This is a genomic window from Leptospira koniambonensis (assembly GCF_004769555.1).
In the GTDB taxonomy this organism is placed as follows: Bacteria; Spirochaetota; Leptospiria; order Leptospirales; family Leptospiraceae; genus Leptospira_B; species Leptospira_B koniambonensis.
This window is the reverse complement of the sequence record NZ_RQFY01000004.1, coordinates 1,567,156-1,586,794: the sequence shown is the minus strand read 5'-3', so window position 1 is coordinate 1,586,794 and position 19,639 is coordinate 1,567,156. Positions and strand designations below refer to the sequence as shown.

Genomic DNA, 19,639 nt, shown 5'->3' with positions numbered 1-19,639 from the left:
GATTGATTTTCTACTCAATGACTGGAAAACGCATCGTAAGACAGATCCCTTCTTTTCTGGTATCGTCTAGATTTAGATTCATCGTCTGCAGATGCACTTTTCCATTTTGTAATTCTACAAGTTTTTTTACGACTGGGAGTCCAAGGCCCATCCCAAACTGTTCTTGATCGAAACGTTCATCCATAAATTTGACCCCTCTATAAAAAGGCTCAAATACGAGATCCTCATGGAATTCCTGTAAATAACCTGAAAAAGGAGGATCATTGATCACCTTAAATTGTAACTCTTCTCCTACCCGAAGCACGAGAATTAACACGCTGGATTTATCTGGAGAATATTTTAAAGCGTTGATCAGAACCTCTTTCGCAATAGTAGAGATCCAAGCTTTCTTAAATCTCAAACGGTTGGAAAGAATATGCAAATTATCTGATACTAGGATTTTCTGGTCCTTAAGAGCGACAGAAGGGGTAATATCATCTATCACTTCTCTCAATACGTCTACAAACTCTGCAACTGTTCCAATCTCGTCTGGAGTTTCGCTCTCCTCAAAAAGAGCCTGAGCAGAAGATAAAAATTTAGTAAATCTAGAAGCGCTCGCCACTCCGTCTTGTAAAAGATCAAAAAGATTAGCGCGTATTTCTACAAATTCTGCACCTTCTTTCTTTTTTGCTTTGGAAAGTATCATAGAAAGTACAGTCATCAAACTTCCGACGCCTGTACCTTGCATCAATGTGATATTGATCTGTTTAATAGCAGAGTCCATCCAAGCAGTAGAAGAATATCTGTCTTTGAGAGATTGTTTCCAATCGAATAGTTCCAAGGCTTTGCGATAGATCTCTATCTCCGCTTTCTTCACACTCTCCCCAGTAGAATGTATCGAGATATTTTTAAAGTCGGAGGGAAGTTTTGTCTCCATCGGCAAAAATAGAGTTAACAAATTCCCATCTATCGTTTTGGAAGTAACTGTATGATAGGCTAAATAGATCTCATCCGTGTTTTTAACACGTTTTACCATTTCATAATGTTTGAGACTAGGATCTTTTTCCCATAAAGAAGCTTCGTGTTCTCTATCCACCGGATGGATCCAATCTAAATAATCAAAAGTAGCATCTAATTCTTTGCCAATCAATTCGGCAAACTTGTCATTGGATTCAATGATTTTGCCGTTCTCTTCGGTGAGAATGGCAGGTGAAAGTAAATTGCGTACGAGGGAATTCAATCGTTTCTCCTGAGCGGCGCCGATAATTAATTTCTAAACACTTAAATGTTCGTTCGAAATTAAAAGAAAGTAGTCGGCGTTTTTTTCCGCATATTCTCCCGTATTTTGTCCAAATAAGCCGCTTCGTTTTTCTCGATCATGTTTTTCTCTAGATCGATCTGCACACGTTTTACAAACACTTCGAAAGTATGAGTGAAAAAGCGAAGATTTCTATAATATTGGCCTCCGGTTTCTTCTCCGGAAACAGAAATTTCTTCTGATTTCAAAAATTCTTTCACAAACTCTACGTTCCTTTCGCCAATTGGAACACTTTTAGAGCCCAGTCTTAAAACCTTGCCCCCGCCTATGATCTTTGCTTGTAAACGACTTCTGGGAATTCCTTTTTTAACGAATTCATTGATCAATAATTCCATAGCATTGATCCCGAATCTTGCGGAATCATCGACACCCGCTTTTCCTGGGAGAAGTATATGATTCATCCCGCCGAATCTATTGAATGGATCGAATAGACATACTGATACACATGAGCCTAATAGAGTTTTCATCGCAACAGGAGTTTGGGAAAATAAACATTCTCCCACATTAACGAATACAGACGGAATCTTTTCCTCTTCTTCTATAACTCTATTTGATTCCAAACAATCCGCCCGCGCCTCAGTATACTCTAATACGACTTTGAAAATCAACCTAATGTAACAACGCTTCTTTAAGAAGAAAGAGAAATTATATTTTTCCGAAAATTCCAAAAGAAATTTCAGAAAATCTATTTACGTTTTCTTGAAATACTAAACTGGATCTCGACCTACTAGAACAAGCGATTACCTAAAGCATGTCAAAGAATACTGAGTAGTCCTTTAGCTCTAGTTTTTAGAAATGAATTTAAAAATTATTTCATAAGTTATTAGAGCCCGTTTCTTTTTTCTATATTAAGTTCGTCTTATGAAAAATTTGGAAGCCAGGAATTAAAAAAGAATAGAAATAAATTAGGATTATTTTTTTATCCATCGAACATCTTGCCGGTATAGTTCTTACAAAAGATAAAACCGCAGAAGATCAGTTTAGAAAGAACGAACTTCGGATCATTCATCATACATAAAAGAAAGATCCAAAAGTTCTGTAAATAATCCGACATAATTTAAGGTTTCAAGAATCTTTTGAAATAAATTATTTTAGTATGTCTGCTCGCGATCTTTGTGCTAAAATCGACGGGCTATGTTGAATTCGAGACAAACAAAACAAATTCTATTCGAGTATCGAGACTATTCGAAGAAGAATATCGAGGATAAATATGGCAGAAAACGAAATAGATCTTCTTTTGGAAGAAGATGAAGCGGATGATGAAGACACACTTGAGAATAAATATTTAGTCTTTTCACTTGCAGATAGAGAATACGGACTAGAGATCAAATATATCATAGAGATCATTGGGATGCAACCGATCACGGAAGTCCCTGATATGCCTGCCTTTATCAAAGGAGTAACTAATCTCCGCGGAAAAGTAGTTCCACTAATTGATGTTAGGCTAAGATTCCATATGGAATCCATTCCTTATACAGAAAAAACCTGCGTAATCATCTTAAACATAGAAGGAGAAAGTCTTGGACTCATCGTGGACACAGTCCGCGAAGTAGTAAGCATTCCTTCCGAAAATACTGAGCCGGCTCCAAAAATGGGAGATGGTGAAGCAAATCGTTTCATTGCCTCCTTCGGTAAAGTAGAAGATTCAGTTAAGATACTACTTGATGTGCGTAAATTGTTAAGAGACGACGAGCTGGAAGTCCTACATGAAAAACTTCCCGAGACCGGAACTCCAGCCTAACAACCAAACAAAAGAAATTTATAATAAAGCAAGGATAGAAGAATGAGCGTCAAAACCAAATTAACCATAGGATTCTCAACCGTAGTCGTTCTGCTGATCTTCGTAGCAGGATTTGCAATATATCGTTTAAATACTTTTAATGCAGTAGTTACTAAAGCGGTCAATGTTTCCGCTAAAAAATCGACCATGCTTTTGGCGATGAGGACCGCAATACTCAAGGTTACCCGAGCAGAAAAAAATACCATTCTTTCTACAGAGGAAGATGATATGAAAAGGTATATCGGTGAAACGGAAACAAATTTAGCACTTTTACCTCAATTGGGAACAGATGTTTATCCACTCCTGCAAGAAGCTGGCAAAAAGAATATGGATGAATTTAGGATAGTAGAAAAAGATTATAGAGCTACCCTGAAAAAAGTTTTAGACCTCGCATATATCAATAAAAACGCAGAAGCAAGACAAATCTCTCAAGTTCAACTCAGAAGTTATTTGGATAAGATGGAAGGTTATTTAAACCAAATGATTGATCGTGCCCAAAAAGAATTGGACGATGCGAATAAAAGCACAGATGAGCTATATGCAGAAACCACATTCTTGATGATACTGATCCCCATACTTTCTTCCTTGATTGCTGTAGCTTGCGCAGTATGGATAACAATTTCTGTCAATAAAGCTTTAAGTACTGCATTGGAAGTAGTAGGTTCAGTTTCTTCCGCGGCAGCTCAGGTTTCTGCAACTGCATTCTCATTGAGCCAGTCTTCAAATGAACAAGCGGCAAGTTTAGAAGAAACCACTGCGGCAGTAGAAGAAATGTCTTCTACAATAGAACAAAACTCTCATAATGCAAAAGAAACAAACTCTATGGCAGAATCTTCTGCGAGAGACGCGAGTAAGGGTAGAAAATCCGTTTTAGAAACCCTGAATGCGATGAAAAAGATCTCGGGTAAAGTGAATATCATCGAAGAGATCGCTTATCAAACCAACTTACTAGCGTTAAACGCTGCAATTGAAGCTGCAAGAGCAGGTAAACATGGAAAAGGATTTGCAGTGGTTGCAGACGAGGTAAGAAAATTAGCGGAAAGAAGCCAGATCGCGGCCCAAGAGATTAACGGACTTTCTAAAGATTCAGTAGAACGCGCAGAAGATGCAGGAAAACTTATAGAAGAGATTGTTCCAAGTATAGAGAATACTGCGAAGTTGATCCAAGAAATTTCAGTTTCTTCAGATGAACAAGCGAGGGGTATCACTCAGATCAATACTGCAATGGTTCAGTTGGACCAGGCTACTCAAGAGAATGCCGCCGCATCCGAAGAGTTAGCTTCCACAGCGAAAGAATTGAACGAACAAGCAGAAACACTTTTAGAAGTAATGGGAACTCTAATCAAGATCAGAGAAGAAGTATTAACTGCCTCCAAAGGAAAATCTAAAAAACAAGACCGCGGACCTTCTGTTGCCGCTCAACCGATCAAGTCTCATTTCCATGCTCCTCATTTTGATCTAAAACATGCAGCCTCACAATTCGGGAATGCAAAGAAAGATTCTAAAAAAGCCTCTAATGGAAAAAATTTCCTTCCATTGATAGAAGAAGAGTCAGAGGCAACTAACCAATCCGAACATTCTTCCGGTTCAGAAGAAAATTCCGGCGAAATCAAAGTATAACATGGATCGAGAACATCTTCTTTCGGAATTCGTTTCGGAAGCCCGAGACCTGATCGATTCTGCAGAAACTTCTCTTTTAGCATTAGAAGAAGAGATTGAAACTTTAGGACAAGGGAATCCGGAAACTTTAAACAAAGCTTTCCGCTTTTTCCATACTCTCAAAGGTTCTTCTGGTCTATTGAAATTAGAAACAGTTGTGAAAATCACTCATCTGGGTGAAACACTTCTAGATATATTAAGAAATCAAGATAAAGTTACTGAGTTCGATTTCAGTGATGATTTGATGGAAACTCTGGATCTACTCCGAAGAATATTCGATCGGGTGGAAGAAGAAAGAACTGATTCAGGTTTCGAACAAGAAACCGATATCATTCGAAATAAACTGAAAGAACAATTGGATCGAATTTCCAAAGGTTCTGAAAAAGAAAAAAAAGCTCCAGAGAACAAATTTGGATTCTTTGAAGAAGCGGCTCCGGCACCTTCTGCCCCTAAAGGGTTTGGATTTTTCGAAGAAGAGACTAAACCTGCAACCCTAGAAAAAATTCTGACTCCTTCTTCAGAAGCTAACCCAGTTATACAAGAAGCCCAAGTTATAGAGAAGAAGAAAGATATCCGTATTACTACGGATAAACTGGATCAACTCATGGACTTTATGGGAGAATTAGTAATAGCAGAGTCTAACGTAATCCATCATCCTGAATTAGAAGGATTAAGATTAGAGGGTTTCCGGTCTGCAGCAAGACATCTTCATAAGATCGTAAGAGATCTACAAGAAGTTACATTATCCATGCGAATGGTGCCTCTATCTTCTACCTTCCAAAAAATGAATCGGTTGGTAAGAGACTTACAAAAACGTTCTCAGAAAAGATTAGATTTCAAAATTGGTGGAGAAGATACAGAAGTTGATAAATCTGTAGTTGAGATCATACAAGATCCGATTATCCATTTATTAAGAAATTCTATTGATCATGGTTTAGAAACTCCTGAAGAAAGAGCAGAACTCGGCAAAAAAGACAAAGGAGTTATCCGCTTACAAGCAAGACAATCAGCAAATGAAGTTTGGATCCTAGTAGCGGATGACGGAAGAGGACTCGACCGAGATAAGATCATCAATAAAGCCAGAGAAAAAGGAATCCTAAAAGGAAATCCGGATGAGATGAGTGATAAGGAAGTTTTCCAACTCATATTCACTCCTGGATTTTCCACTGCAGAAAAGCTGACTGATATTTCAGGTAGAGGTGTCGGCATGGATATCGTTCTGCAAAATATCAAAAAGTTGAACGGTAAAGTAGAGGTGCGTTCGAAAAAAGGAGAAGGTACCACTTTCATTTTAAGAATTCCACTTACTTTAGGGATTATTGAAGGAACCGTTTTTGAAGTTGGCGGAACTTATCTCACTCTTCCTACGATAGAAATCAGTGAATTGGTGAGTCTAAAAGACCAGAAATTGATCCATCCTTATAAGGACCAAGAGGTCTTGGACTTAAGAGGGATCTATATACCTGTGATACGGATCAATGATCTACTCGGTCTCAGGGAAAAGCTGGAATACAAAAGTAAAAATCCTGTTTTGATCATTCTGGAAAATGAGGACAGATTTTTGGGGATACTCGTGGACGAAGTATTAGGAAATCAAAATATTGTAATCAAACCACTCTCCTCTTCCATCCAGAAAGCACAAGGTGTGAATGGATTTACCATCTTAGGTAATGGAAGAGTCAGTTTGATCCTGGACACTAAATTCCTATTCGAAAAATTCCACGGGACTAATGCTGCTACATCCACCGGCGAAAACTCAAATCTAAGTTTGGAAAAATTGGCCTAAGTTAGAATGATAAGTGTGTACATCATAGACGATAACCGGATTGTCCGTGAAATAATTGCATCCCAATTGCAAGAGGACCCTAGATTCACAGTTGTTGGATCTTCTACTGCAACTGAAGCAATGAAAGAAATTCTAAAAGCAAAACCGGATGTGATCACCTTAGATGTAGAGATGCCAGATATCAGTGGGATTGAATTCCTACAATGGCTGATGCCTAAATTCCCGATCCCAGTTATCATGCTAAGCTCTTTTACAGAAGCAGGCGCGAAGGTAACATTAGACTCCTTGCAAGCGGGGGCTTTAGACTACGTTCAAAAAGCAGACGGAAGTGAAGAAGATTTCCTGAGAATGATGCTGGAACTTAAAAATAAGATCCGAGCATGCGCTAAAACAAATGTTTCCGATGTTCTAAATCGAAATCAAAAAACTTCTCAAACAAAAACTCAGAGCAGTTCTACAGTCTCTAAGATCAAATTGATCGCGATTGGAGCTTCTACAGGTGGCACACAAGCGATTGAATATTTACTCAGAAATCTTGCTGGCGAGCTTCCTCCTATTTTGATTGTGCAACATATGCCTGAATATTTCACAGGAATGTTTGCAGAAAGATTGGATTCCGTTTCTCCCCTAAAGATCCAAGAAGCACAAGAAGGCCAAAGTATTGCAAAAGGTAATGTGTATGTAGCAAGAGGAGATCATCATATGGAGCTTGGTGATCCTCCATATTATAATATTCGAATACATAAAAAGGAGAAGGTCACAGGGCATAGGCCTTCTGTAGATGTATTATTCCACTCAATCTCAAAATCTCCTTTGGCTTCTTTTTGCGCGGCCTTCCTTCTCACAGGAATGGGAAAAGACGGAGCAAAAGGACTAAAGGCACTTTCTGAAAAAGGTGCAATGACATTCGGTCAAGACGAATCTACATCGGTAGTATACGGAATGCCTAGAGAAGCATACGAGATGGGTGCGGTAAAGGAACAGATCTCTCTAGATAATATTCCAGAAAAAATTTCAGAACTATGTTTTGGAACAGCGAACAGTTATAATTAATCAAAGGTAAGGTAGAAAATGACAAAGATATTATGCGTAGACGACGCTCCCACGGTTTTAAAACTTTTAGATTTCACTCTTACGGAAGAAGGTTATTCCGTATGCAAGGCCGCCGGCCCTGACGAAGCACTTACTAAAATTGAATCGGAAGGTCCTTTTGATATCGGCATCTTCGACGTAAATATGCCAGGCAGGACAGGAATAGAACTCACTAAAGAAGTTTTAAGAACTGAAAAAGGAAAAAGTATGAAAATACTGATCCTAACTACTGAATCCAGCGACGCTATGAAATCACAAGGAAAGGATGCTGGAGCAAAAGGATGGATGATCAAACCTTTTAACGACGAGGACCTTCTCGCAGCTGTAAAACATCTGATCGGTTCTTAAATTTTCCAGTAGAGTCTTTTTTTATCTAAAAAGAAAAGGATCAAAAACCATAGAGCCAACACAGTTATAGAATACAAAAAGGAACTCAACTCCGGAGAATCTATCCAGCTTTTATAATATTCTAGATAGATCAGATTTTTCAAAGGGATCTTTTTTCCTTCCGGAGAAGAGACCATGATTATATTTAAACTTCTGGCAAAAATCCCCGAGCCAAAAAATACAAGCAAAGCATTCTTTCCAAAAGGAAGCAGAAAACTTTGTAAAGCTTTGAACTCAAATCTATCAAACTTTTCTAAAATTAAAAACAAGGAAATAACAAGTAAGGCCCAGCCAGCAGTCCAAAGAGAATAAGTCCCGGTCCATAAACTTTTATTGATCGGATAATAAATTCCCCAAACTCCGCCAACAAACAACACCACAAAAGCGCCTAACGCGATCTTACCTGAAATGGAAAGAATAGACTCCCTCTTCTCCAAAAAATCTTTTATAAATTCTCCCGCAAAAATCCCGCAAAACACAGACCCTATAGAAGTAAAAGAAGTCAAAAGTCCTTCTGGATCCCAGACCTTACCAAATCTCCATAAATGCGCTTGGCCGAAAACTTCTCTGTCTAACCAGGCTCCCCAATCTTTTCCTTCTTTCATGCTTGGTTCTAAAGCTCCGGGAGGAGGAACAAATTCCTGCAAATACCAATAAGAGATCAGTAAGGTTATAAATAGAAGGATCCTGAATTTTAGATTTTTCTCTTTGTATAAAATTGCTCCGAAAAAGTAAACGAATCCTATTCTTTGCAGAACTCCAGGAAATCTGAGATTGGAAAAACTCCACTCTCCGAAAAAATTCAAAAATAATCCTAAAAAGATCAGAATAGCAGCGCGTTTTAGTATTTTAGGAAATTCTTGTATTCCATTGGAAATAGAATAAGGAATAGAGGCACCTACCACAAAAAGAAAAAAAGGAAATACCAAGTCGGTCGGAGTACATCCATCCCATTTTGCATGTTTAAGAGGCCAGTACATATTGGACCAGGTACCCGGATTATTTACCAGGATCATACCTGCAACAGTCAGTCCTCTCAAAAGATCTATGGATAAGATACGAATTGGATTTTCAGATTTCAAGTTTTGATACTACCAAAGAGATCTGTGGAATTCTGTGAAACCCCAGACATCTTTGATCTGGACTTCTCTTCCCTTTTCTGGTCTAAAACTTCCTGAAAATTTTCCTACAAATTGTCTAAAATACAATTTGGTCCAGATCAGATTTACCTTTTCTCTTCTTTCTCCCTTTGGTTCGAATTCTAAACGAATACGTCCTTCTTCGTCCCAAAGTCTCCAAGGTTTATAAGGATCTTTATGAGAAAAATCGAATATACATCTACTGACCCTTTGTCTTTCAGAATCGATCCAGTAAGCATTCTCCGGAAAAAAACTTTCGTTTACTAGAGCTGCAAAATTAGCCCCTATTTTTGTTCTATCAGGAAGGACAGAAGAGAAAGCTGCCCAGTACCAATTTGTCTCCCTTCTTAAATAACCACCGGACCAATCATAGACCATAGTGGTTCTGGAAGGATCTCGGACGAGTTCCTTCTTCTCGTATTTTACACTGATACGATCAGGAATTAGAGGAGAACATTTTTCAGTGAATGTCCAACGACTTGGCTCGGAAGGATTTAAGACTCTAAGAGGGTTATGAGTGAGAAGAGAATATGGAAATTCTCCGGAGATCTCCAATTTATTTCCAAAGTTTGCATCAAGTAAAAGTTTACCTTCGGAGTGAGACTTGCGGATATTCAGGAAGGACTTTCCCTTTTTAAAGGAGATCTCATATTCATCCGGGTTCGCAGGGAATTTTAAAGCAAGACCTAAGTCGGGCCCCTTTACATCGAATTCGTAGACCTTGCCCTGATCGAATTTATACAGATAAGCAAACACGTTATACGCATATCCAAGACTTACGGCCGCAATCCCGACCAAGCAGTCTTCCATCATGATCCCTAGATAATTGAAAGAATGGAACGCGAACTTCTTTTTAAGTCCTTTGATCTCCTTTCCAAAAAAATCCAGAAGAGTAAAATCGTGATGATTGAATTCGATCGGACCATCCCAAACTCCATAGTGTACTTGATTTTCGGGTCCGATAATTTTTTGCATAGATTTCGCTCGATTTTCGAACGCTTAGTTGAAAAATCAATGGGATTTCTACCTCATCAACCAAATCTGCTTTACAATTAACTTTTTCATACCAAGATCGACCTAACATTCGTTCGGGAATATCGGCATAACCATTCATGGGAGAAATCCAGAGCAAGCCTGCAGGAAGTAGAGAAAATCTCGAAGCTTCTGACTTAAAAACTCTGAAAGATAAAAAAACTTCCCGAGAGATCTCAGTTCTTCTCTATCGAGTATTATTTCGAAGCGAAGAAGTTCGGGGAGGTTCGGTAAAAGTAGTCAAAGAGACTTTTATACGCACCCATTCTAATCATCCGGAACAATTTCCAATCCTAGACAGAGCCAAATTCGTTCGGGATATGATCTCAGTTTTCAAAACTTCTACCGTACTGAATCCTGAAAAGTTAGAAACTTTCTTCGCATCTGTTCATGCAGCATTCCAAAACGAAATCAGATATTTTTTGGGTAAATCCACTCAGTTCACATTCGATATCATGTTTCAGGTGATTGAGTCTATCCTTCAAGAGATGAGTCATCCTGAGGACCAAAGAACAGTGGATGTAAAAGATAGAGAACTTATCTTAAAACATTTTAGAGCTTATAATGATCTTTCCAAATTTTTTAATAAGATGGGAACTTCAAAAGCAGTAATCGATAAGAAGGACGATATCATCACTGAGATCTCGATCAATCATAGAGAAATTACAATCGTTTCTATCGAGAATATGTTCCGAAATATCCTAGCCCAGATCCTTCTTTCCAGAAAGTATAATTGTGGGACCCTGATCGATAAATGGTCTACTGAATACGGTTTTGGCCCGGAGCAAGCTCAGTCTATGCGAAATTATATCCAAGAAACCGCTCCTCTGACTGACTTTAGGACACAGTATGCAAACGCATTACGCGCTATTGGAACGGAGAATGATATGGATCTTATGTTCCTTAGAACTCTATCCAACTATTATTCGTCTTGGGTGACCCAGGTATCAGAACAGATCCCTGCGTAAGAGAAGAAGACACCGCAGTATAAACCACGGCGTCTTATAGAATTATCCAATCCTTTTTAAAGAATATCCTAAGCAGTAAGATGCTGCGGCGAGTCCATAATGGAATATATCCACTCTAGGAAGTCCCGCAATCGTTCCTACAGTTCCGATTACAAGTCCAGATAGAATGAAAAGTAAAGCTCCTGCAATCCCGTACAAAGCAGCAGTCTTATGAGAGCCTTTGTATTTTTGGATACATACTACTAAAACAGCAACTAATGCAATCGCACCGATCACTGTAGAGTATAAACCGAAAGGATAAAGATAACTTAATATAGCTAAAACCAGAAGGATTAAGCTAAGAAGATTCCAAGTTTTTCCATCTACCTTTCCGAAACCTGCATTAAAAAATGCGAGCCCGATCCAAGGAACTCCAACCACACCTGCAACATGCACGATAGGTCTATAAATTGGGCTGATCCAATCTCCACCTAAAAAGAAAATCACTCCAAGAAGAGCACCGAGCCCGATCAAAAAAAGACCGTAGGCTCCTCCTTTTTTAGAAACGTTTCCTTTAGAGGAAGACTGGACGGAAAGACTGGACCATACGGCGAAGATCGCCAATACTAAATCAGAAATAGCAGTACTAATTTGCATGACGAACAAAGAATCCGATCCAAATCAAAATGCAAGAAGGATTCATTTTAAAATTGATTTTCCTAGAGTCTTCTCTATTCTCAGGACTTTTAATTATGAGTTTGGATCCTTGGATCTCTGAATCTGCGAACATTCGTAAAGAAACTAAAAACCCATATTCTGGTGGATGTACATTTATAATTGGCATCTTGGCATTTGGCGTTTTCGGAAGTATTGCTTCCTTATTTTTCGGAGTAATGCTCTTAACTGGAGAAGAAAAGATATTTCCTGGTTTCGGATTTTTTTTCTGCATTTCACTCGTTACCATTTTTATCATAACGATGAGAAATTATAGAAAAGCTTCTCATATAGTTAAAACGATAGAGATCCAAACAAATACTTCTCTACTTTCTTTGAGGGAAACAGGCAAGTCTGATGTAGAACTTTCTCTTTCTGAATTCATTTCTTATATGATCTTATTCAGGGCGGAAAGATCTTCTTCTACCGGGAGTAGTATCAATACAAACAGCACTTGGAAATATTGGGACCTATACTTGGTATACAGAGATGGAAGTTGTATTTTACTAGAAACTTTTAGAGATGGAAATTCTCTCAAACAAGGATTAGAATTTTTCAAATCAAAACTTCCGCTGCCTGTTTTGGATAGATCGGATCTAAGGATCACAAATCCAGAATCAAAAGATATCCCTCATAATCAAGATCCTAAAAAGATAGAACCTTCTGTATGGGTTAAAACAGAATCCAAAGACCAAGGAACTAAGATAGAGATCATAGAACCTAAATCTATAGGAAAAACCTTTATCACATTGCTTGTTCCAGCTTTATTTTATGGAGCATGGTTCACTGTTGTAAATTCTTTCTTTGGGAATTTTGAAAATCTGATTTTTCTAATCTTCATCATTCCTTTTTCTGTTTTCTTTTTAGGAATTACCACTCTGATGACTGTCTTTATCTTATTCAAAAAGACAGAGGTTATTGCAAATTCGCTCGAATTAAAACTTCGTTATTCTACCAGGATCCCTATCTTAAGCAGCTTATTATATAAAGAAAGAAGGTTCCCTCTCTCTTCTATCCGAAACGTTCGTACGATACGAATGGAGCAGGACAATCAAATACTTTGCATCGCATTAAAATCTTCTAATGGCTTAAAACAAAGAACATTCTTGGACTTTTTATATAATATCCAAGGAGTTAATCTTTCTGCAAAACAACTTCCAGGAGATGCAGAGCTATTAGGAATTATCACATTAGCCTCCTGGCTACCCAAAGGTCCTGGATATAGTGATCTAGTGTATGCGGAGAATGTATTGGAATCTGTTTTGGGACTCAGGGAAGAGTCCCTGACATTCTCTAATTTGGCTTCTTCTACCAAAAAATAAAACTGAGTCATTTCGAAAGAAGAATGGATCCAAACTAAACAAAAGGAGTCTAAGAGCAAGTATGCAAAATTTAGTCTTAAACCAATCTGTACAACTTAATAACGGAGTAGAGATGCCAGTCTTCGGTCTGGGAGTTTGGAAAACAAGATCCGGAAAAGAATGTATAGATTCAGTTTTAAACGCATTAGAATTCGGATACAGACATATTGACACTGCTAAAATTTATGGTAATGAATCCGATGTGGGGGAAGCCATCAAAAAGAGTGGGATACCCAGAAAAGAATTATTCATCACTACTAAACTATGGAATAGCGATCAAAAAAATCCACGTAAGTATTTGGATGAATCACTATCTGCCTTAGGCTTAGATACAATTGATCTTTATCTCATTCATTTTCCTGTATCTGGAACCAGAAAGAATGCCTGGAAAGAATTAGAAAAAGTATATAAAGAAGGTTTGGTCCGTGCAATCGGAGTAAGCAATTATACAATCCCTCACTTGCAGGAATTATTCGGGTACGCAGAAATTGTTCCTACTGTGAACCAAGTGGAATACCATCCATTCTTAAACCAAAACGAACTTTTAAACACCTGCAAAAAGAATAATATAGTTCTGGAAGCTTATAGTCCCCTCGCCCATGGCCAAAAAATTTCAGATCCAAAACTCGCTTCTCTTGCGGCCAAATACGGAAAAACTCCAGCTCAAGTTTTGATCCGTTGGGCAATCGACAAAGGATTAGTGGTTATCCCTAAATCAGTTAAAAAAGAAAGGATCTTGGAGAATTCCCAAGTATTCGATTTCAAACTAAGCGAGCCAGATCTACAGGAAATGGAAACCTGGAACGAGAACTTCCGGACCTGCTGGGACCCAACTGGGGCATAAATAGACTTGGGTTTAGCTTCTTTTTTTGTTGACTTTTTTCTTTTCGGGATGTCTATACATTAATAGTTCAATCTTAAAGTATTATGGCCACTCATTATAAAGGAAAGTCCAGAGATGTAAAGGTGCTTGATGCCTACATCAAATTAAGCCGCTGTGCAGATTCCATCCGCACAATGGAGGAGAAATTCCTGAACCAATATAATCTGACTAGTGGCCAATTCGGATGCCTAGAGACTCTCTACCATCTGGGCCCAATGTGCCAAAAAGAGATCGGTCAAAAAATATTTTCCTGCGAAGGTAATATCACACAGATCGTAGACAATTTAGAAAAAAGAAGTCTAGTACTCAGAGTCAGAAGTGAAGAAGACAGACGTTATTTTATCATTAATCTTACCGACAAAGGAAAGGAACTTATCGGAACTTCTTTCCCTGATTATTTGGAGCAGTTGAAGGGCAAGATGTCCTGCCTCAGCGACGAAGAACTCAAAAATTTAGGACAGATCTGTAAGACTGTCGGACTCAAATCCGCATAATATGAAGGAGGGATCTATGTTTTTTGGATTTTTCGGCCCATTACTTTAACAATAAACTATTAACCAATAGACTATATATACACGAATCATTCAGGAGGTAATCATGATTCAAAAAATTTTAAAAACAGATTCGGATATAACATCCCTAATTCTAAGGGTAACACTCGCGGTTGTGATGTTCCCACATGGAGCACAAAAGGTACTAGGCTGGTACGGTGGATACGGATTCTCCGGAACTTATGCATTCCTAACCGGCGCAGGCTTTCCAGGTTTCTTAGTAATACTTTTATTCATCGCAGAATTTTTGGGACCGATCGGATTACTTTCAGGTCTTCTTACAAGAGTAGCTGCAGCAGGGATCGCAGTAGCAATGACAGTCGCTATACTTCCTCATGCAGAACATGGTTTCTTTATGAACTGGGCGGGAAGCCAAAAGGGAGAAGGATTCGAATTCCATCTATTGATGGTAGCAATCTCCTTAGCATTGGTGATCAAAGGCGGAGGAAAATTCTCTGCGGATGGAGCGATCTCCAAAAACTAAGTGTACCATTATACCTAACTACCAACTTCAAAGAGGTCTTCGGACCTCTTTTTTTTATCTAAAGAATAGTACGATCTTTCGAATAACGTGCAAGTTTCACGACGAAAAATTGTTTTAAAAAACAATCCGGATTTCTGAAAAAACAAAAAACTAATCACAAGTATTTAGTGTTCAATCTATTTCAGGCTATTACTTGGAGAAGAGAAAACATGATCTTACATAATTCATTATGAAAATAGAAACAATTAAAATTCCCTGCGGCTTTTTATTCGAACTAGAGTATTATTGTTTTGATAGATTCCAGTAGTCTATTGATAACAACTATGGAAAAAGGAAAAAAATCCGGCCCACTTGATCGGATTTTCAAATCTATCCAAGGATATTTAACTCCAAAAGCTCCGATCTCTTCCGGGCTTTCCTTTTGGAGAGAACTCATTTTAACTTCTATCTTATTTACGATGACAATACTCGGAACCATAGTATACTTTCCGAGTGTTTACCTTGCATGGACAGAAGGCAAAACTGAAGTTTTATGGATAGATTCATTTTCATTAGGGCTTGTTTATCTACTTCTACTTGTTAAAAAAATAAATTTTTCAATCAAGGCCACATTGATCCTAACAATGAATTATTGTTTAGGGCTTTCGCTTTTGGTATTCGTGGGCCCAGAAGGAGGAGGATTACTCTGGTTATTTCCTTTTCCAGTTCTTGCGGGAGTATTATTCGGCCTCACCCCTTCTCTTTTTGGACTTTTGGCAAATATGATCGCAGTGTTCATAGCATCTAAGGCTCAATTTTATATGAGCCTTCCTTGGGCAATGGCTCCTGAAAGATTATATGTGGTAGGCCTGAACTTTCTGATCGCTAATACGATCGTATGTGTTCCACTTACTATCCTTATGAGAGGTTTGCAGGAAAGTGTGCAGAGAAGGCACGAATATCTTACCAATCTTAGATTAAGAAAAGCTCATATATATAGATCCAAACGTACTTTGGAAAAAGAGATCGCGGCGAGAATAGAGATCGAAAGGACCTTAGAAGAAAATTTAAGAGAGAAGGAAGTACTTCTGCACGAGATCCACCATAGGGTTAAAAATAATCTGCAGATCGTTTCCGGAATGTTGAACTTACAAAACATGTATTCAAGTGAGTCCACTACTTCTGAAATTTTATCTAAGGCTCAGAATAGGATCACCGCGATGGCTATGATCCACGATCATTTATACAAGCAGGATAAATTTGCGAGTGTGGATATGAAAACATATTTGGAGTCCCTTTTAAGGCATTTAGTCACTTCTTATTTCCCATCCGGAAATAGGATCGGTTTCGAAGCGGATATGGATCCTGTTAAACTTTCTATGGAGAAGGCGATCCCTTGCGGACTAATTGTAACAGAGCTGATCTCAAACTCTCTTAAACATGCATTCCCAAGCGAAGCAAAAGGAAATATTTTTGTTCAGTTAAAAGTAAAAGATACTAAGGTCCATCTTACAGTCAGAGACGACGGCGTAGGAATGCCTTCCATCCAAGAATGGTTTGGACAAACTTCTTCCAAAAAACAGGACCAAGACTCTTCTTTGGGCCTAATGATCATTCGTTCATTATGCAGTCAACTTAAGGCGGAGTTAGATCTGAAAAACGTAGGCGGAACTTCCGTTTGTTTGATTTTTAAAACTTAATCGATTTACATTGATTCGGCTTTACTAAACTTTTCCAAAGAGAGTCGAATTAACAGAGGGCAAAATGGATTCAGTTCAACATGATATTGCCGGCAAAAAATTCCTGATCATACAAGACGGAAGAGAAGCTCATTTAGTTTATAGAGAGATTGGCGCCCATGTTTGGGATCTTTATCATACCTTTGTTCCGACCGATTTCAGAGGAAAAGGGATCGCCTCCCAACTCGCAGAAGCCGCTCTCAAAGCAGCAAGAGCAGAAACTAAAAAGATCATCCCGAATTGTTCTTTTGTTCAAACCTATCTAAAAAGACATCCTGAATATTCCGATCTGGTGATTATGGAATGATCCATCATATAGCGATTTCCACACAAGATCCAGAAACATTAAAAAAATTTTATATAACTATCCCAGGTCTATCTTTCGAAAAGGATCATTTTTACGAGAACGGTAAGCTCAGATCTTCTTGGTTTTTAGCAGGGTCCACTCGGATCATGATAGAAAAAGAAGAAGATCCTAAGGCACCTCACGCACTCATCTTCTCCGCTCCAAAAAAAGAAGAAAGAGAAAAGATAGATTCCTTATTTGCGAATTCTTTTATAGAGAAGACAGATTACACAAAATATTTTAAGGACCCGGATGGAAATCGTTTAGGATTTAGTTCTTATCCAGAACCCTGGGATTAAGTTGCGGCCAAAGCTTTTGCAGCAATATAAGAAGTGGTCCAAGCGTTTTGGAAATTGAATCCGCCTGTGATCCCATCTATATCCAAAACTTCTCCCGCAAAATAAAGTCCTGGATGAAACCTACTTTCCATTTTAGAAAAATCCACTTCCTTACGACGAACTCCTCCGCAGGTTACGAATTCATCTTTAAAAACTCCCTTGCCCGTAACTTTCAGAACAGTTCGTTTTAAGATTTCTTCCGCTTGGTGAAATTCTTTGGAAGAAATTTCGGACCATCTTTTTTCAGGACCGCAGGACTTCTCCCAAACTCTTTCCCAAAATCTGGAAGGAAGGTCGAATTCGGAACGACTTCCCGGTTTTTTAGAAGGACTATCCTTCTTCTTTTCTAAAAATATTTCTCTTAGGTTTTGTCTAGGAAGATCAGGAATCCAATCTATAAGCAATTCTGCCTTATAATCTGAATCGAATAGTTCTCGAGCAGCCCAGGCGGATAGTTTTAAGACTGCGGGGCCACTTAAACCCCAATGTGTAAAAAGAATGGGGCCTCTTTGTTTTAGTTTAGAATTTTTGAATATAATTTCTACGTCCGAGACTGTAAGTCCCTGAAATCCGTCTAACAACGGATCTGAGATCTCGAATGTAAATAAAGAAGGAACTGGAGATTCTATAGAATGACCCATATTTTCCAACCATCCCCAAACCTTTCGAGAGGAGCCACTTGCTACCAAAACTGAATCGAAGTATTCTTCTCCCTCTTCCGTTTGTATCCTGAATCTTTTTTGATCGGAGTCCTCATTTTTATAAATTCCTAATATAGAAATTTTAGTTTGGATCTTTACTCCTGATTTTTTGGCTTCTTCTAATAAGCAGTTGATGATGGTTTCGGAATTATCAGTGATTGGGAACATTCTCCCGTCTTGTTCCGCTTTTAATTTTACGCCCCTACTCTCAAAAAAACGGATCGTATCCTTAGGCTGGAATATCTCGAAAGCTCTTTTGAGTTCCTTCTCCCCTCTTGGATAACGTTTGGATAATTCTTCCGGATCAAAACAGGAATGAGTAACATTACATCTTCCTCCTCCTGAAATTTTTACTTTGGACAATACATTGGGAGATTTTTCGTATAGCTGAACTGATATTCTTCCTTCTGAAAGAATTCTAGTTTGGATGGCTCCGAAAAAACCGGCGGCACCGCCGCCGATCACTGCTAATTTTTTGGTTTGGACTTCTTCCATGAATGAGGAATTATATTGTCCCCATTTTTCCTGCAGAATAATCCTCAAATGCCTGCTGTATTTCTTGAGGAGTGCTCATCACGAAAGGGCCATAACGTGCCACAGGTTCGTTCAGAGGTTGTCCTCCTAAAATCAAAACTTCCCATGCAAAATTTTCAGGAGCACGAAGGCCTATACTACCTTCTCCGCCTTGATAAAATACTGTCTCACCTTCTACAAGGTCGTGTTCGGCATCTGCATCAATTACAGTACCTGCGCCAACGAATGGATACGCTAAAATATTATAATCTTTAGGCACAGGCACTTCTGCATAAGAACCTGGAGAAAGTTTCAAATGGAAAAATACAATTGGTGTTTGAGTTTGGATGATCGCATTGGTTCCCCAAAGATCTCCTGCAATTACCTTGGCCCAAACTCCGTCTTTTTCTGCCACTGGAAGCTCAGATGAATCCATTTCCTGGTAATTCGGGGAAATAAGTTTTTTATCCCTTGGGAGATTGACCCAGATTTGGAATCCATGCATTCTTCCACCTCTGGACTGAAAATCAGCGGAAGGAAGTTCTGAATGCACAAGGCCTGCACCTGCAGTCATCCATTGGATACCACCTTCTTTTAATTTCCCTGCATGTCCCCAGGAATCTCTATGTTCCATTTCGCCAGATAGAAGATACGTAACGGTCTCGAAACCTCTATGAGGATGATCTGGAGCACCTATTGCTTTGCCTGGTTCGTAATTGACAGGTCCCATTTCATCCAAAAGTAAAAACGGGTCCCAATATGAAAATTGCGGAACTGGGAATGGTCTGCGGACTGGAAATCCACCACCCTCCATAGTTTTTTCGGCGATTCTTGTTCCGGTTATTCGTCTAAAACCCATATTTCCTCTCTATATTACATTGGACTCGAAAAAGGATCCTAAGGGAATTCTT

The 19,639-nt window shown here is 38.7% G+C and carries 21 protein-coding genes; 13 read left to right on the top strand and 8 right to left on the bottom strand.

Annotated features, from left to right (window positions below; translation table 11 throughout):
* Positions 1-10: 10 nt before the first annotated feature.
* The 3 genes from EHQ52_RS11510 to EHQ52_RS20330 form a co-directional block, all read right to left on the bottom strand.
* Positions 11-1,219: a sensor histidine kinase gene (locus EHQ52_RS11510; protein WP_135615292.1), complete on the bottom strand. Its 1,209-nt coding sequence runs from the start codon at positions 1,217-1,219 to the stop codon at positions 11-13.
* Positions 1,220-1,278: 59 nt separating this feature from the next.
* Complete coding sequence (locus EHQ52_RS11505) at positions 1,279-1,857, bottom strand: chemotaxis protein CheD (RefSeq protein WP_244244842.1); 579 nt, start codon at positions 1,855-1,857, stop codon at positions 1,279-1,281.
* A 359-nt stretch (positions 1,858-2,216) separates the two neighbouring features.
* Complete coding sequence (locus EHQ52_RS20330; RefSeq protein WP_279638301.1) at positions 2,217-2,351, bottom strand: hypothetical protein; 135 nt, start codon at positions 2,349-2,351, stop codon at positions 2,217-2,219.
* Positions 2,352-2,507: 156 nt separating this feature from the next.
* Here EHQ52_RS20330 and EHQ52_RS11500 point away from each other — a divergent pair, with 156 nt between their 5' ends.
* From EHQ52_RS11500 to EHQ52_RS11480, 5 genes are read left to right on the top strand one after another with little or no spacing between them, the layout of a single operon-like run.
* A complete protein-coding gene (locus EHQ52_RS11500) occupies positions 2,508-3,038 on the top strand; it encodes a chemotaxis protein CheW (RefSeq protein ID WP_135615290.1) in 531 nt (176 codons plus the stop codon).
* A gap of 42 nt (positions 3,039-3,080) precedes the next feature.
* A complete protein-coding gene (locus EHQ52_RS11495) occupies positions 3,081-4,697 on the top strand; it encodes a HAMP domain-containing methyl-accepting chemotaxis protein (RefSeq protein ID WP_135615289.1) in 1,617 nt (538 codons plus the stop codon).
* Position 4,698: 1 nt separating this feature from the next.
* Positions 4,699-6,522, top strand: coding sequence for a chemotaxis protein CheA (locus EHQ52_RS11490; protein ID WP_135615288.1), 1,824 nt, complete (start codon positions 4,699-4,701; stop codon positions 6,520-6,522).
* A gap of 6 nt (positions 6,523-6,528) precedes the next feature.
* Positions 6,529-7,575: a chemotaxis-specific protein-glutamate methyltransferase CheB gene (cheB, locus tag EHQ52_RS11485; protein ID WP_135615287.1), complete on the top strand. Its 1,047-nt coding sequence runs from the start codon at positions 6,529-6,531 to the stop codon at positions 7,573-7,575.
* Between the two features lie 18 nt (positions 7,576-7,593).
* On the top strand, positions 7,594-7,962 hold the full coding sequence (locus tag EHQ52_RS11480) for a response regulator (RefSeq protein WP_100710994.1): 369 nt from the start codon (positions 7,594-7,596) through the stop codon (positions 7,960-7,962).
* On the opposite strand, the gene EHQ52_RS11475 is transcribed toward EHQ52_RS11480, so the two are convergent.
* Entirely contained in the window at positions 7,959-9,083 is a 1,125-nt protein-coding gene (locus tag EHQ52_RS11475) for an acyltransferase family protein (RefSeq protein ID WP_135615286.1), read from the bottom strand. The genes EHQ52_RS11480 and EHQ52_RS11475 overlap by 4 nt on opposite strands.
* 9 nt (positions 9,084-9,092) lie before the next feature.
* Positions 9,093-10,115, bottom strand: a complete 1,023-nt coding sequence (locus EHQ52_RS11470) for a DUF2804 domain-containing protein (protein ID WP_135615285.1) — start codon at positions 10,113-10,115, stop codon at positions 9,093-9,095.
* Positions 10,116-10,252: 137 nt separating this feature from the next.
* Here EHQ52_RS11470 and EHQ52_RS11465 point away from each other — a divergent pair, with 137 nt between their 5' ends.
* Positions 10,253-11,140 carry an LIC_13029 family protein gene (locus tag EHQ52_RS11465; protein ID WP_135615284.1) on the top strand — a complete coding sequence of 296 codons (888 nt, stop codon included), beginning with the start codon at positions 10,253-10,255 and terminating at the stop codon, positions 11,138-11,140.
* 42 nt (positions 11,141-11,182) lie between these two features.
* Here EHQ52_RS11465 and EHQ52_RS11460 read toward each other — a convergent pair whose 3' ends face one another.
* The gene (locus EHQ52_RS11460) at positions 11,183-11,776 is read right to left on the bottom strand and encodes a DUF6962 family protein (protein ID WP_135615283.1); all 594 of its coding nucleotides are present in this window, start codon (positions 11,774-11,776) and stop codon (positions 11,183-11,185) included.
* Between the two features lie 53 nt (positions 11,777-11,829).
* Between EHQ52_RS11460 and EHQ52_RS11455 the strand changes: the two genes are divergently transcribed.
* The 7 genes from EHQ52_RS11455 to EHQ52_RS11425 all read left to right on the top strand — a co-directional run bounded on the left by EHQ52_RS11455 (position 11,830) and on the right by EHQ52_RS11425 (position 17,475).
* Complete coding sequence (locus EHQ52_RS11455) at positions 11,830-13,155, top strand: hypothetical protein (protein WP_244244841.1); 1,326 nt, start codon at positions 11,830-11,832, stop codon at positions 13,153-13,155.
* Positions 13,156-13,216: 61 nt separating this feature from the next.
* A complete protein-coding gene (locus EHQ52_RS11450; RefSeq protein WP_135615281.1) occupies positions 13,217-14,038 on the top strand; it encodes an aldo/keto reductase in 822 nt (273 codons plus the stop codon).
* A gap of 83 nt (positions 14,039-14,121) precedes the next feature.
* Complete coding sequence (locus EHQ52_RS11445; RefSeq protein WP_135615280.1) at positions 14,122-14,571, top strand: MarR family winged helix-turn-helix transcriptional regulator; 450 nt, start codon at positions 14,122-14,124, stop codon at positions 14,569-14,571.
* A gap of 103 nt (positions 14,572-14,674) precedes the next feature.
* Positions 14,675-15,112, top strand: a complete 438-nt coding sequence (locus EHQ52_RS11440) for a DoxX family protein (RefSeq protein ID WP_135615279.1) — start codon at positions 14,675-14,677, stop codon at positions 15,110-15,112.
* A 323-nt stretch (positions 15,113-15,435) separates the two neighbouring features.
* Positions 15,436-16,791, top strand: coding sequence for a sensor histidine kinase (locus tag EHQ52_RS11435; protein WP_135615278.1), 1,356 nt, complete (start codon positions 15,436-15,438; stop codon positions 16,789-16,791).
* Positions 16,792-16,855: 64 nt separating this feature from the next.
* The gene (locus EHQ52_RS11430; protein WP_135615277.1) at positions 16,856-17,137 is read left to right on the top strand and encodes a GNAT family N-acetyltransferase; all 282 of its coding nucleotides are present in this window, start codon (positions 16,856-16,858) and stop codon (positions 17,135-17,137) included.
* Positions 17,134-17,475 carry a VOC family protein gene (locus EHQ52_RS11425; RefSeq protein WP_135615276.1) on the top strand — a complete coding sequence of 114 codons (342 nt, stop codon included), beginning with the start codon at positions 17,134-17,136 and terminating at the stop codon, positions 17,473-17,475. The genes EHQ52_RS11430 and EHQ52_RS11425 overlap by 4 nt, the downstream gene beginning before the upstream one ends.
* Here EHQ52_RS11425 and EHQ52_RS11420 read toward each other — a convergent pair.
* Positions 17,472-18,710 carry a BaiN/RdsA family NAD(P)/FAD-dependent oxidoreductase gene (locus EHQ52_RS11420; protein ID WP_135615718.1) on the bottom strand — a complete coding sequence of 413 codons (1,239 nt, stop codon included), beginning with the start codon at positions 18,708-18,710 and terminating at the stop codon, positions 17,472-17,474. The two genes, EHQ52_RS11425 and EHQ52_RS11420, sit on opposite strands and share 4 nt — an antisense overlap.
* A gap of 10 nt (positions 18,711-18,720) precedes the next feature.
* Positions 18,721-19,587: a pirin family protein gene (locus EHQ52_RS11415; protein WP_135615275.1), complete on the bottom strand. Its 867-nt coding sequence runs from the start codon at positions 19,585-19,587 to the stop codon at positions 18,721-18,723.
* Between the last annotated feature and the right edge of the window lie 52 nt (positions 19,588-19,639).